The sequence below is a fragment of the Collinsella sp. CLA-ER-H5 genome (assembly GCF_040092375.1).
In the GTDB taxonomy this organism is placed as follows: Bacteria; Actinomycetota; Coriobacteriia; order Coriobacteriales; family Coriobacteriaceae; genus Collinsella.
On the sequence record NZ_JBBNLR010000020.1, the window covers coordinates 21,284 to 35,423 of the forward strand.

A 14,140-nucleotide genomic window follows, 5' to 3' on the forward strand; every position below is an offset into this window, starting at 1 on the left:
GGCCGCCTGGCCAAATCCCCTTATTTCTCCGCCGCCTCGATCAGACTCTTGAGAGGAGTCTTGGGATTGGACGGGATAAGCTGATGGAAAACCGGAATACCCTGCTCGCAAAGCTCCTTCGCGGCCTCGAGCTCATCCGGGTTGAGCATGATCGTGGAGTTGAGGGCGACCTTGCTATCTGGATCGGACTTGTCGAAGCGGCCGACATTGGCAACGTTCACGCCCTCGATCTTGCCCGGTGCGCCTTTAACGAGCTCAAGCACGTCACGCACGCAGTTGGTGAGCGCGAAAATGCGCATGGAGTCCGCACGCGGATCGTTCGCGATGCGGCAAGCATCCGGAACATCCTTGACGAGGAGCTTCTGGCCCGCCGGCGTGCCCATGGAAAGCGTCATGCGAAGGGCATCGCTCTCCACGGCGTGCTTGTTGGCGACGATGATCCTGGTGGTGTTGAGCTCCTTGGTCCACACCAGGGCGACCTGTCCGTGAATCAGACGGTCATCGACTCGAACCTGAACAATCATTGTTTCCTCTCTCCCTGCTTGTTAGTGCTCTCTAATCGAAGAAGTCTCCGTCGGACCCCTCATTGTCCGCGGCCTTGCTCGGAGGCTCGACGACCTGCATCGTCGCCCTCGCCAACTCGACGCTCTGCTTGATCGAATCTGCCGTGACCGGCTCGGCGCCGAGGAGCGTCTCGATCACGAGGCCGAGGTTCATACCGGTGACGTGGACGATCCCGCGCTTCTCCGGCTCCATGAGGACGACCTTCTGGAAGACGGAGCCACCGTAGATGTCGGTGAAGATGACGGCCTCGTCCTCAGGGTCCACCGAGTCAATAAAGGCCTGGATGCGAGGGGTGAAATCGGAGTCGTCCACGTAGCAGTCAACTGCTTCCACCATGTCCGCCATGCCGGTCAGGATCTCGATCGAGCTCCTGATTCCGCTTGCGAGGTGGCCGTGCGACGCGACAAGAACTTTCTTCATCGAGTCTCTCCTAGAGCGAATAGTGGTTAGGGTTCAGAAGCTGGATCTTGCTGGCGACGAACGCGCGCATGTCAGGGGCGGCGTCCATCAGGAGGCCAACGCCGTTGCCGTCGTTCTTGCCGGAGTTGATGTCTTTCTCGAAGGCGCGGTACATGGAGCGGAAGTACTCCGTGGCGATGTTGAACTTGCTCATGCCGAGGTTCACGGCCTCCTGGAGCTGCTCGTCGGGGATGTCGGAGCATCCGTGCATGACGAGGGGGACGCTGACGGCCTCCCTGCAGGCCTTGATGCGCTCCATGTCGAGGTTCGGGACCTTGACGTAGGGGCCGTGGGCGTTGCCAACGGCGATAGCGAGCGAACCGCAGCCGGTGCCCTCGACGAACTCCTCGGCGAGGTTCGGGTCGGTATAGTGGTCGCTGTTCACGAAGTCGTTGGCGTCGGAACCGTTGCCGACGTGGCCGAGCTCGGCCTCGATGTCAACGTCGAAGATCTTGGCGACCTGGACGACGTCCTTCGTGAGCTGGAAGTTCTCCTCATAGGGAAGCGAGGAGCCGTCGACCATGACGGAGGGGAAACCGGCCTTGACGCCCTTGACGGCGATCTCGTAACCAGCGGAGTGATCCTGGTGGACGGCGACGGGCACGCTCGCGCGCTCGGCGTAATAGCGGGCGGCGAAGGCGATGATGTCGAGGGCACAGTGGTCCTCGAAGCCGGGCCAGTACTGGATGATGATAGGCATGTGCTCATCCTCGGCGGCCTGGATCGCATAACGGATGGTCTCCGTGTTGATGACGTTGATCGCGGGCACGCCATAGTGGTGCTCGGTCGCATGTTGAAGAAGCTCGTTGACCTTGATGAGAGACATCTTTGTCTTCCTTTCACTTGGATAACCATTGGATTGGACAGTTCTCAGCTCGTCAGCTGGTTGAACACGAAGAGAAGCGCAAGGCAGGCAGGCGCTTGCAAAACGCGGTGGAGCCTATGCGGCCGACTGGCCCTCAGGCTGTGGCGCTGCGCTTCGACGCCACAGTACGTACGCCACAAGAGCAACGACCGCAGCAATCGTTGAAGCGAGGGCGAAGGCCAGAAAACCCGCGTGCGTGCCGAGCGCGTCGCACGCCCAACCGCCAAACAGGTTCGCAACCACGACGGACAGACCGCTCTGAACCATCGCGAAGGCGCTCTGACCTCGAGCGCGACAATCCTCGTAAGTGTGGTTGGCAATGTAGGTAACGCAGGAGTAGTAGACGGTCATGTAACTCACGCTCTGCAGCAGCTGGCCGCAGATCATGACCGGGACGATGCCGGTGCCCACGAGCACGATCCTGAGCGCCGCCATGAAGCAGGAAAAGATCAGGAGGTTCATCTCGCCGAAGCGCCTGACCAGCTTGGAGGAAACGAGCAGGATGGGGATCTCGCTCGCAGCGGAGACCGCACTCAGGACGCCCACGAGGTTCTGACCCTCGCCAAGCTCGACCGCGTAGCGGCCCAAGAACGCCCCGATGAAGCCAATCGCGGCCGAACTGATGAAGGCGAAGACCAAGACGAAGGCGATCTCATTGCTGGTGAACAGCGAGAGGAGGCCCTTTCCGTGGGAGACCTTGGGATCGTCCGCGGCATTGGCGCGAATTCCCGCCTCGGGGAGGCGCCACATGTGAGCCGCGAAGACCACCAGCGCGGCAGAGACCACCGCGAACTGGATTTGAGGAGCCATGTCGAGCAGCCGACCGACGATCAGGACGACGATGGCGTAGCCGATGGTGCCACCCATACGTATGCGAGAAAAGTCCAGGCCAGAGCGATCCGCGAGCTCGATGACGAGGGAGTCGCTCAGGGGCAGGAGCCCCGAGAAAAACGCCGAGAACGCAAAGGTTACGAGAAGGACCGGGACGAACGTCGACGCCAGGTAATACAGCGGAGCGAGTACCGCCGCCGCAAGGCAGAGGATCACGATGACCGCGCGGCGGCGCCCGAGCTTGTCGGCGATCGTCGACCAGAGCGGCTGGATGGCGAGCGCACACACCGGGGTCGCCGCGAGGAGGATGCCGGTCTGGGCTGCACTGAGGCCGAGGCTCGTGTAGTGAGCGGAGAGGAACGGCGAGTACACGCCCGCGCAGACCCAGTAGAGGACGTTCGCGAAGAACAGCGAAGTCATGCTTGCGTTTGTCCTGGCGTTGTGCATCGTGCTTCTCCCTTCTTGCTCGCCGGGTGCCTGTCTGGGCTTCGAAGTGATTCGCCATCTAGCGTGAAACGAAGTTGTGAGGCGTTGGAACAATGTTCTGTTGTTTCATCGTTTTCGTGCCGTTGTTTCACGGCTCATAAGATAGCAGCTCAAGATGAGATTGCGCCGGGGAAGCACCGATTTACCGCGAACGGTAGGAAATCAGCGGTGAAACGCTATTTCACCGCTTATGAAACATTTTGCTTTATTTTCACCTCTCTTGACCTAAGATACAAAGCAAACTAGGGCCAAGGAGTAACCATGGATAAGACAGGGGATGTGCTCAGCCACATCTGCGCAGTCATGAGCAGCCTATCCCCCTCGGAGAAGGCAATCGCAACGTATGTGCTCGACCACCCGTCGGACGTCGCAACGATGACCGTCCGCGAACTCGCCGCAGAAACCGGTACGTCACCGGCGTCTGTTTCGAGGTTCGCAAGGACGCTTGACTACCGAACCTATTCGGACATGCGTCTGGCGCTCGGCATATCCATCAGCAGGGCCTCCGGCGAGGAAAAGGCCACGGGCGGCAAGGTTACTCTGGACGACGTCGAGGGCTCCATTAAGTACGTCCTGTCTCACAAGGTCAAGGAGCTCTCCCAAACCGCCTCGCTCATTGACTCCGATGACTTTTCGGCAGTCGTCAATCTGCTCCACAACGCCAACCTCGTCCTGATTGCGGGCGTCGGCAACTCGATTAGCATGGGCGTAAACGCGGCGTTCAAGCTCTCACAGGTTGGAGTCAGGGCGTTTTGCCCCAGTACCACCGATGCCATGGTCTCCGCCGCAACCAGCCTCAAGGAGAATGACATCCTGCTCGTCATTTCGACGTCCGGATACTCGAAGCGCCTCGTCAACATATTCGACTCTGCCGAGGATTCGAACACCACCATCATCATGATCACAGACAACCCAGATACGCCGCTCGCGAAGCGTGCCACGTATATCATCCGAGCCATCTCGCGAGATCAGGCCATCACCGGAACCGAGGTCGCCTTCTCGCACAGCTCGATCAACTTCGTCATCGAGCTGCTGTTCCTCTTCCTGACCTCTTGCTGGGATGACCCGGTAGAGTTTAACAGGATCATCTCGAAGAATCTCTTGGGAGACAGGCAATACAGCTAGGACGACGCACACCGGCGCACCGACGCCCAGACCGAAACGGGAGGACCCCTTGATAAAGCTCATCCTCGCAGACATGGACGGGACCCTGCTGCCGTTTGGCTCAAGGGTCGTATCGGAGCGCACGCACAGCGCGATTCTTTCGGCGCTTGATGCGGACATCGCGTTCGGCCCCGCAAGCGGCCGCGACTACGCCGACCTGGCCGATGCCTTTGACGGCGACGCGCGCTGTTTCTCGACCGGCATCATGGCCAACGGAAAGAAGGTCTTCTCCAGCGGCGAACTCGTGTTCAAAAAGACGCTCTCGACGGAGGCCCTCGTCAAGCTCGATAGCGCCGTACGCCCCTACGCGGGGACGTCACTCTGGCTAGTCGCCGATGTCGATGAGACAGGCAAACGCTGCGAGCAGTTCCTCTGCGCCGTCGAGCCTGGCGACGAATTCGCCCTGGAAATCGTTAAGGACTCCGGAAGAGACATGGCGCTCGGAGACGTGCCCACGAACCGTGACGTCATCACCGCCGGCATCTTCGTCAACGTCAGCTCCGCCCCGACGGAAGTCGTTCGGAGTCGATGCAAGGAAGCCTGCCCAGAGCTTGATTTCCCCTCGCCCGTCCCATTCTTCCTCGATGTTGTTCCGGCTGGCTGGAGCAAGGTAAACGGACTCGACGCGCTTCTCGGCAGCCTTGGGGTCACGCTGGACGAGGTCGCTTTTATCGGAGACTCGGAAAACGACGTGACGCTCCTCGAAAAGGTGCCGAACTCCTACGCAGTCGCGGGCGCGATGCCAGAGGCGAAGGCCGCGGCCCATCACCTGATCGGGGACGCAGCCGAGGACTCCGTCGCGAAGCTCATCGAACAGATTGTCCAGCAGCGAGGCTAGGGTTCCGCCAGCGTGGCATGCGCCGCGTGCCTCGTCATCCGTTCGTGGCGCGCTACCTCGTGACGATCCAGAGCGTGGCCATCGTCGCGACGCCGATGCCTACGATGAGCGCGGCCCACAGGACGCGGACCACGAGGTTCATGTCGCCCGCCACCACCATGTCGTTCGCGTGCCAGAACCAGCTCTCGTTTCCCTTGCGCATGATGCTCTCCCCTAGCCTCGATTACGCCATCTATGGCCGAGCAATCGCAGGTCACGTGCCATGGATTTGCCCTACGCCCAGCTTTCAGTTCCGTAAGGCGGCGGGAGCCTGTGCGAGGCCCCGAGTCCTGAGGCTGTTGCAATGAAAATGGGAATCAAGGAGCACGCATCAATCATATGGGTTCCTTTCGAGGATAAGGGCAAACGAAGCATCCATCATATAATGGAGCGACGCAACCAGAGAGGTCACCCATGGAATTTTACGCAAGCTGCCCCGAGGGCTTTGAGTCCGCACTCGCCGATGAGCTTAAACGCCTCGGGCTTTCGCATGTCCGCCGCCTGAAGGGCCGCGCTACATTTGAGGGCGAGCTCGAAGAAGGCTACCGCGCCTGCCTGTGGTCGCGCCTGGCCAGCCGCGTGTTTGTGGTGCTCGGGCGCTTTGGGGCACAGGATGCCGATGAGTTGTACGACAGCGTTTACGACATCGCCTGGGAGAACATCGTCCGCCCCGGCGCCACCATCGCCATTACCGCCCGCGGCGTGACCGAGCAGCTGCGCAACACGCGCTTCTCGGCCCTGCGTGCCAAAGACGCGCTGTGCGACCGCCTGGCCGAGACCACGGGACGTCGCGCCGATGTCGATGCCGCTGACCCCGATGTTCACCTACTGCTTTCGCTGCGCCAGCGCCGCGCGAGCATAAGCCTAGACCTTTCGGGCGACCCGCTGTTCAAACGCCTGCCGCCCGCTGCGACTCGTGCCGGCGAGGGCGCACACGTGTTGCGCCCCGACTACGCCGCCCTGGTGCTGGCGCAGGTCGGCTGGACCGCACTATGCGAGCGCGAGCTGACGGCCGACGATTACGAGAACGAAGCCCTTCCCACGCTGATCGATGCCTCGTGCGCCGGCGGCGGCCTGCTGCTGGAGGCCGTGAACATTCTAACCGACCGCGCTCCGGGCGCCGCCCGCGAGCACTGGGGCTTTGAGGGCTGGCAGCTGCACGACGCCGCCCTGTGGGAGCAGCTGCTCGCCGAGGCACGCGAGCGCGAGGCGGCAGCGCGCGAGCGCCAGGCGCGCATCGTGGCCGTGGACATCGACCCCGCCGCCCGCAAGACCGCCGAGCGCATGGTCAAGTGCGCCGGCTACAAGCGCTTTGTCGATTTTTGCGCCGCTAAGCCCGCCACCGTGCTGGACCATGCGGGTGCTGTCGCCGGCGTTGCCGTGGTCGCAGACACCACCGAGACGCCGCTTTCGCTCATGCACGACGCCATGACGCTGGTCGGCGAGCTGCGCCGCGCGCCCGAGCTCGCTACCGCACCGGTCGCCGCGCTCACTCGCGACGGCCTTATGGCCCGCGCGCTCCATGCCGAGCCCGCGCGCTCCATCGCCGTCATGCCCAACAACGAAGAGGCGACTATTGAGGTTTGGCCCTCGCTTGACCACGCTGCCGCGGCATTTGAAGCTGCGACCAGCACGGATGCCGAGGACAAGACCGCAGATGCCGAAGACGAAGCCGCCAACACCCCCATGTCCGAACCCGCCGCCACGCTCGACCTGGGTGACGGCAAGCCGCTGCCCGTGCTCATCCCCGAGTCCGAGCAGTTCGCCAACCGCCTGCGCAAGAACGCTCGCCTGCGTCGCAAGTGGGCCAAGCGCGAGGGCGTGAGCTGCTACCGCGTCTACGATGCCGACCTGCCCGACTACTCCGCCGCCATCGACCTGTACGAGGGTTGCCCGCAGACGCCGGGCCGATGGCTCGTCATCGCCGAATACGCCGCGCCTAAGACCATCGACCCCGCACTGGCCCAGGCCCGTATGCTCGACATTCTGGCCATCGCACCGCGTATCCTAGATGTTCCCGCCGAGCATGTGCACGCCAAGGCCCGCATGCGTTCGCGTGGCGGCTCGCAGTACGGCAAGCAGGGCGCCGGCAAGGGCGGATCGGGCGAGCGCGCCAATATCGCACGCCGTCGCCTCCCGCTCATCGAAGAGGGCGGCCTTACCTTTGCCGTCAACTTTGACGACTACCTGGACGTGGGCATTTTCTTGGACCACCGCGTCACCCGCAACCTGGTGCGCGAGCACGCCAAGCAGGCGCGTCGCTTCCTCAACCTGTTTGCCTACACCGGCACCGCCACCTGCTACGCGGCCGATGGCGGCGTCGAGGAGACCGTGACGGTCGACCTCTCCAACACCTATCTGGACTGGGCCGAGCGCAACATGCGCCAGAACGGCTTTGTGGGTCCGCAGCATCACTTTGTGCGCGACGACGTGCTCGCCTGGATTCGCGACCAGCGCCAGACGCGCAACCGCTGGGACCTGATTTTTGTCGACCCGCCCACGTTCTCGAACTCGTCCAAGATGGGCCGCCGCACCTGGGATGTCCAGCGCGACCATGTTGAGCTGTTGGCCGGCGTATCGCGCCTGCTCGCACAGGGCGGCCATGCCATCTTTAGCTGCAACCTGCGAGGCTTCCGCCCCGAGACACGCAAGCTCGCACGCGCGGGCGTGGTGCTACAGGACATAACGGCGCAGACCATCCCCGAGGACTTCGCACGCAACCAGAAGGTGCACCATTGCTATATCGTGCGCCGCCTGCCCATCGAGGACGCCATGGCCGAGGTCGGCTTTAGCGCCGAGGAAATTGCCGAGCGAACCGAGGAGCTGCGCAACCCCGAGGCCCGCAAGCCCCGTGCGGCAGTACCCGCGCACGCGCAGGCCGGCAACGGCAAGTCCAACTTTGCCGGCAAACCCTCCCCCGCCGGCAAGCCCAAAAAGAAGAAGTTCTACGCCAGCAAGCCTAAGGGCAGATAACAAAGTTGCGGTGGAATACGGACTGTTTTGCCTGGAATTAGGCAAATTTAGACCGTATTTCACCGCAACTCATATTGGGATGGTGGTTGGCGATCTAGCCTTGGATGACTAGGCGGTAGCCAATGCCTACATGGGTTTGGATGTAACGCGGATGCGCGGGGTCGGACTCGATCTTCTTACGCAACGTGCCCATAAAGACGCGCAGGCTCGCCAGGTCGCTCTTGGTCGCCGTACCCCAGATCTCGTGCAAGATAAACTGGTGCGTCAGCACCTTGTCGGCGTTGTGTGCCAGCAGGCACAAGAGCTTGTACTCGATCGGCGTCAGATGCAGTTCCTCGCCATCCATCGTGGCGATGCCGGCATCAAAATCGATATGCAACTCGCCGGTATCGAACGAGCCCTCGGAGACAACACCGCCCGCCTGCGCATACGAAAGGCGCCTGAGCGTGGTGCGAATGCGCGCGAGCAGCTCCTCGACCGAAAACGGCTTAGTCAGGTAGTCATCGGCGCCGGCATCGAGCGCTCGGATCTTGTCCGCGTCCTCGCTGCGCGCCGAAACCACGATGATCGGCATGCCCGACCACGCGCGCACCGACTCCACCACCTTGACGCCGTCCATATCGGGCAGGCCCAGATCGAGCAGCACAATGCTCGGCGCCTGCGACGAAGCGGCGGCGATGGCGGCGTGGGCGGTCTCCACAGCCATATGGCGCAAACCGTGCGCCTCGAGCGCGGCGACGATAAGGTTACGGACGGCGGGATCGTCCTCAACGACCAAGATGAGCGGTTTCACGGCAGAGTTCGGCACAGCGCTACTCCTTATCAAACGAAACGTCGGCGGCGGGAAGCTCAATCGTAAAGACCGAGCCGTGCGGGGCCGCCGCGGCAACCCCTATGCTACCGCCATGTGCCAGCGCAATGGAGCGGCAAAGCGAAAGCCCCAGACCCACGCTGCGCTGGCTATCGGCCAGACCATGGTTGGCGGTGTAGAACGACTCAAAGATGCGCTCGCGGTCCTCGGGCGCAATGCCCGGGCCGTCATCGGCCACCGAGCACGCCACACATCCATCATGGACGCCAATCGAGATTACGATATGCGAACCCGCAGGCGTATAGGTGATGGCGTTGTTCACCAGGTTTACCACCAGCTGCACCATCAGGCGCGCATCGACGTTGACGAGCGCCGGCTCATCGCACGCCACCACCTTAAGGTCGTGCTCGCGCACGGCCGGGTTCACATGGCGCAGCGCCTCCTCGACGATATCGTCCATGAGCTCGAGCGTCGTTGACAGATGCATGCCGCCGCCTTCGAGTTTGGTGATGGCGAGCAGGTTCTCGACGGTGGCGTTGAGCCATTGCGCATCAGAGCGAATGGACAGCAGCATGCTGCGGCGCGTCTGGGCATCAAGCACCGCGGTGCCGGTCGAGCCCTGGTCGAGCAGCACATCGGCGTTACCCGAGATACTGGTGAGCGGCGTGCGCAGATCATGCGAGATGGAGCGCAGCAGGTTGGCGCGCAGCTGCTCGTTCTTGGCGAGCACCGCCGCCTCCTCGCGGGCCTCCATGGCGCGGGCACGATCGAGTGCCAGCTCGCCTTCGCTCACGATGGCATCGGCAAGAGTCCGCTCCTCGGAGGACAGAGCATCGGACTCGGCGACAATAGCGAGCACCCCCACCACCGAGGCGGGATCGCCCGCGCGTACCATGGTGTCGCCCGAGCGCACCGTCAGGTAGATGCCGTAGAACGCCGAGCCACCAAAGGTGGCGTCGAGCGGTGTTCCCACGTAGACCGAAGCCGAGAGCAGCGGCGGCATCTGGGGTGCCAGCTGATGCAGCGGCGCGGCATCGCCCACGGCCGTATACGTCGCGCGCGGCAGCAGGTCATCGCCCTCGGCGTCGGCGCTGTACCACACGACCGGACAGCCCGAAAGACGCGCCAGCTGTGTGGCCACAGCATGCACAATCTGCTGCTCGTCGGCGCAGCGCTGCAACATGCGATTGGTCTCGAGCACCATCTGCGTGCGGCGATCGCTTGCCGCGGCCTGCGCCAGGGCGCGGCGCAGGGCCAGAGCGATCGAGCTTGACACGAGCGAGACCACGAACATGATGAAAAACATGCCCGGATGGATGTGGTCGATAAGCGTTAAGGAGTAACGCGGCTCGATAAACAAAAAGTTGTAGAGCGAAACGGCGGCGGCAGAGCTTAGCAGACAGTACAGGCGGCTCCAGGTAAAAAATGCGCACAGCTGCACCGCAAGCACATACACAATCATGATGCTCGGGGCAAGACCGGGGCGGTCGAGCACCGCGCCGACAACCGTCGCGGCCGCGAGCAACCCCGCCACCACGCAGGTGTCGTACAGAGGGCCGCGCCGCGTCTGCGTCGAGCGCCTCCACCAAAAACTGTCGGCAAGATCGCCATCCGAGCGAACATCCATCGACGCCGCGCCCTCCCTCAAAAACAAAAACCACCACGAAGGGGACAGACACCTTTGTGGTGGTTCTCCCTCGTGGTGGTTCCTAGTGTAAAGCCTTTACAACCTGCGGTCGCTAGACAAACAGCACGTGCGCGAGCAGGGCACATACGCACGCCGCGGCAAATACCAACGCCACAACTGAGATCACGCGATCGGCAATATCCATGTTGGCTCGGTTCGTAAAGAACTGGTCCTCGGCGGCGTCGATACCCGCCTCGCGCACATCAAGTGTCCTTGCATCCATGTTTACCTCCCCGGCTTTCATTTCATCCATCGATGACCAACTCCGTGAAGCCCGCTGGCGACTACGGGCGCTCGTTGGGAGCCAGGCGCTGCATCTTGTTCACGGCCTTGAACTTGGTGAACAGCGGCACGTACTCAAAGCTCACGTTGGAGTTCTCCAGGCCGTACCAACGCGCGGGCGTGCCGGCAGCGCGGCGGATGATGTACTTGAGCGTAATGGCTGTGCGCTCGCTGGGCTCCACGTCGCTCTCGGGCGCCAGCAGCTTGCGGATCATGACGAACTTGAACGTACCGATGTTGCCCGGGTCCTTGTAGACCGAGTAGTCGTGCTTTTGCGGCGGCAGCTCACCGGTGGCGGCAAGGTCCTGAACGACCTGACGCAGGTAAGCATTGACGCGCTGGTTGACCTTATAGCCCAGGTACAGATGCACGCGGAAGACGTAGTCAGTATCGAACGTCTCGACCGAATAGGCAAACGTATACGGCTCGTCCATGGTCTCGACGTTCACGAACCACCAGGCGCGAGCGCGCTTGGGGTGCTTGTCCAAGATCGAGTAGACGATATCGCGGTCGATATAGTCGGTGTTAGTGTCCTTGGTCAGGTACACGATGTTGTCGCTCATGCGCTCGTAACGGTCGTCGTCGCGCAGGCGCTTGAGCTGCGGCAGGTAGCTGCGCAGCGGCAGCAGCGTAAACTGGCGCTGCTCGACCGCCGTGCCGTTGTACCAGCACACCATGATGCTCATGATGAGCGCGGCCATAAGGATGGTGAAGTAGCCGCCATGGAAGAACTTGGTGAGCGAGCTCACAAAGAAGAAGCCCTCGAGCATGAGGAAGAAGGCGACGAAGATCCACGGCGCAACCTTGAGCTTGCGCTCCACGTGCAGATAGAAGAAGAGCAGCAGCGTCGTGCACATCATGGTGAGCGTAATGGCCAGGCCGTATGCGGCCTCCATGTGCGCCGAGTTCTGGAACAGCAGCACCACGATGACGCAGCCCACGAGCATGACGTTGTTGACCATGGGGATGTAGAGCTGGCCCTTGGTCTCGGCAGGATAGAAGACCTGCATGTGAGGCATGAGGTCCAGGCGGCTGGCCTCGGATACCAGCGAGAAGGCGCCGGTGATGAGCGCCTGCGAGGCAATGATGGCCGCGACGGTGGAAAGGCCGACGGCAAAGGGACGCAGGCCCGGGGCGAGCATCTGGTAGAAGGGGTTGAGGTCGGCGATACCCATGAGCTCCGGGTTGCCGGCGTTGTTGATGAGCCACGCGCCCTGGCCCATGTAGGACAGCAGCAGGCAGCACTTAACGAACGGCCAGGTAGCGTAGATATTGCCGCGCCCCACATGGCCCATGTCGGAGTAGAGTGCCTCGGCACCGGTGGTGGCAAGGAAGCAGCTGCCCAAGATCATGATGCCCGCATGGTTGTTGGGGCTCAGCAGAAAGCCGATGCCACGCAGCGGATTGAGGCACAGCAGCACCGTGGGATGCTGAAGGACAAAGAACAGACCCGTACCGCCCAGGAACAAAAACCACAGCGTCATGATGGGACCAAAGGCGCGGCCGATCTTGGCCGTGCCGATGCGCTGCACCAAGAAGAGTACGATGATGATGGCGAGCGTGATGGCGACAACGCGGCCCTGGTCGTCACCGAGCACGGCATGAACCGCCGGGATGGTGCGTAGGCCCTCGATAGCCGTAGTCACGGTAACGGCAGGTGTGAGGATGCCATCGGCGAGCAGCGCGGCGCCGCCCAGCATAGCGGGGATGATGAGCCACTTGCCACAACGCTTGACCAGGCTGTACAGGGCAAAGATGCCGCCTTCGCCGTGGTTGTCGGCGCGAAGCGAGATCAGCACGTACTTGACGGTCGTCAGCAGCGTGACCGTCCACACGACAAGGGAGAGCGCGCCGAGCACGAACTCCTCCGTGACGCTTCCGATGCCGCCGTTGCCGGCGACGAGCGCCTTGGTTACATACATGGGGCTGGTGCCGATATCGCCATACACCACGCCCAACGTGACGAGCATCGCCGAGATGCTCACAGGAATCGCAGCGTGCGAAGCTGCCTCCTTGGCCTTTTGTTCCATAAGCCGGTTTCCTTCCAACTTTAACGTTCGAGGGGATTATAGGTAATCGGCCCATGTTTGCATGGTACCGTTTTCCCAGCTAGACAAACATTTATACGGCCTTTAGGTCACCGCGGTGATATGGGATGCGACAAAGGGACAGTCCCTTTGTCGCATCCGTCATTTTCCAAGCCAGTTTTTGAACCACCATTCCATGGAGCGGCTCATCTCGGCCATAAAGGGACTGGTATGTTTGCGGGTGTAGATATCCACCACGCGCTCGCCCACCTCGCGGGCGTGCGGTCGAAACATCGCATCCATCTCGGCCACCTGCGCATCCATAGTCGCGGTATCCGCACGGCGATAGCGCTCCTCGTGCACCAGGTTCACCACGGGATGCGCGATCGCCGGACGCTCCTTTCGGGGCGTGCCGATGATGAGCATCGACAGCGGCATGGTATAGGGCGGCAAATCCAGCAGCGCGGCAACTTCCTCGGCGTTCTCGATGACATCGCCGATATAGCAACTCCCCAGCCCCAGAGCCTCAGCGGCAACCACGGCGTTTTGGGCGGCGATCACGGCATCCTGCGCCGCGATGGCAAAGTCGCCCAGACCCGGCGCACGACGGGGCGACTTGCCCGTGCGCTCTACAAACTCGGGCTCAAAGCAGCCCACATGCTCAAACAGATCGATCCACTTGGCATAGTCGACTACAAATATAAGTGCCCAGGGCGCCTTGGCGATCATGGGCTGATGGTCGCACAGGTCGGCCAGGCGGTCCAGCGTAGCCTGCTCGCGAATGCTCACGATGGAATACATCATCATGGCGCCCGCCGACGGCGCGCGACTCGCCGCATGCAAAATTGCCGCCCGCTGCTCGTCGGTCACCGCCACGGGACGGTCGTCGTCATCACGCGCGAAGGCACGCGTTGAGGAACGGTGCTCCAACGTGTCCAGCACCGCATTGCCCGTGGTCTCGACCGGATAGCCACACGTATCCACAGCCTTGGTGCAAACCTGCTCGTTCATCGCCTCATCCTCGCTAATTCTTTAAGAAGCCTTTACGTTTCCGTGTAATTCCCGTCCATTATCGCGCAGGTCGCCACTACATTACGCCACACCGCCACACGTG

At 62.1% G+C, this 14,140-nt stretch carries 13 protein-coding genes; 3 read left to right on the forward strand and 10 right to left on the reverse strand.

The features are described 5' to 3' along the window. Positions 1-20: 20 nt before the first annotated feature. From AAAX31_RS07865 to AAAX31_RS07880, 4 genes are all read right to left on the reverse strand, one after another. Positions 21-524 carry a PTS sugar transporter subunit IIB gene (locus AAAX31_RS07865; RefSeq protein WP_055251944.1) on the reverse strand — a complete coding sequence of 168 codons (504 nt, stop codon included), beginning with the start codon at positions 522-524 and terminating at the stop codon, positions 21-23. Between the two features lie 31 nt (positions 525-555). Then, positions 556-984, reverse strand: coding sequence for a PTS sugar transporter subunit IIA (locus AAAX31_RS07870; protein WP_347492154.1), 429 nt, complete (start codon positions 982-984; stop codon positions 556-558). A gap of 10 nt (positions 985-994) precedes the next feature. Beyond that, positions 995-1,849, reverse strand: coding sequence for a class II fructose-bisphosphate aldolase (locus AAAX31_RS07875; RefSeq protein ID WP_089573152.1), 855 nt, complete (start codon positions 1,847-1,849; stop codon positions 995-997). A gap of 114 nt (positions 1,850-1,963) precedes the next feature. After that, positions 1,964-3,166, reverse strand: a complete 1,203-nt coding sequence (locus AAAX31_RS07880) for an MFS transporter (protein WP_349076804.1) — start codon at positions 3,164-3,166, stop codon at positions 1,964-1,966. A 300-nt stretch (positions 3,167-3,466) separates the two neighbouring features. On the opposite strand from AAAX31_RS07880, the gene AAAX31_RS07885 reads away from it, so the two are divergent. Both AAAX31_RS07885 and AAAX31_RS07890 read left to right on the forward strand, forming a co-directional pair. Continuing rightward, positions 3,467-4,330, forward strand: a complete 864-nt coding sequence (locus AAAX31_RS07885) for a MurR/RpiR family transcriptional regulator (RefSeq protein ID WP_349076806.1) — start codon at positions 3,467-3,469, stop codon at positions 4,328-4,330. Positions 4,331-4,379: 49 nt separating this feature from the next. Next, the gene (locus tag AAAX31_RS07890; protein ID WP_346969360.1) at positions 4,380-5,207 is read left to right on the forward strand and encodes an HAD family hydrolase; all 828 of its coding nucleotides are present in this window, start codon (positions 4,380-4,382) and stop codon (positions 5,205-5,207) included. Between the two features lie 52 nt (positions 5,208-5,259). Here AAAX31_RS07890 and AAAX31_RS07895 read toward each other — a convergent pair whose 3' ends face one another. Beyond that, positions 5,260-5,409, reverse strand: a complete 150-nt coding sequence (locus tag AAAX31_RS07895; protein WP_346969361.1) for a hypothetical protein — start codon at positions 5,407-5,409, stop codon at positions 5,260-5,262. 251 nt (positions 5,410-5,660) lie between these two features. On the opposite strand from AAAX31_RS07895, the gene rlmKL reads away from it, so the two are divergent. After that, entirely contained in the window at positions 5,661-8,219 is a 2,559-nt protein-coding gene (gene rlmKL / locus AAAX31_RS07900; RefSeq protein WP_349076811.1) for a bifunctional 23S rRNA (guanine(2069)-N(7))-methyltransferase RlmK/23S rRNA (guanine(2445)-N(2))-methyltransferase RlmL, read from the forward strand. 94 nt (positions 8,220-8,313) lie between these two features. Here the strand turns inward: rlmKL and AAAX31_RS07905 are convergent, their stop codons facing one another. The 5 genes from AAAX31_RS07905 to AAAX31_RS07925 all read right to left on the reverse strand — a co-directional run bounded on the left by AAAX31_RS07905 (position 8,314) and on the right by AAAX31_RS07925 (position 14,037). Then, positions 8,314-9,027: a response regulator transcription factor gene (locus tag AAAX31_RS07905; protein WP_233502329.1), complete on the reverse strand. Its 714-nt coding sequence runs from the start codon at positions 9,025-9,027 to the stop codon at positions 8,314-8,316. Between the two features lie 4 nt (positions 9,028-9,031). After that, positions 9,032-10,657 carry an ATP-binding protein gene (locus tag AAAX31_RS07910; RefSeq protein WP_349076813.1) on the reverse strand — a complete coding sequence of 542 codons (1,626 nt, stop codon included), beginning with the start codon at positions 10,655-10,657 and terminating at the stop codon, positions 9,032-9,034. Positions 10,658-10,769: 112 nt separating this feature from the next. Beyond that, positions 10,770-10,940: a hypothetical protein gene (locus AAAX31_RS07915; protein ID WP_156063480.1), complete on the reverse strand. Its 171-nt coding sequence runs from the start codon at positions 10,938-10,940 to the stop codon at positions 10,770-10,772. A 61-nt stretch (positions 10,941-11,001) separates the two neighbouring features. Further along, positions 11,002-13,029 carry a KUP/HAK/KT family potassium transporter gene (locus AAAX31_RS07920; RefSeq protein WP_349076814.1) on the reverse strand — a complete coding sequence of 676 codons (2,028 nt, stop codon included), beginning with the start codon at positions 13,027-13,029 and terminating at the stop codon, positions 11,002-11,004. A gap of 159 nt (positions 13,030-13,188) precedes the next feature. Continuing rightward, on the reverse strand, positions 13,189-14,037 hold the full coding sequence (locus AAAX31_RS07925; RefSeq protein ID WP_349076816.1) for a nitroreductase family protein: 849 nt from the start codon (positions 14,035-14,037) through the stop codon (positions 13,189-13,191). Between the last annotated feature and the right edge of the window lie 103 nt (positions 14,038-14,140).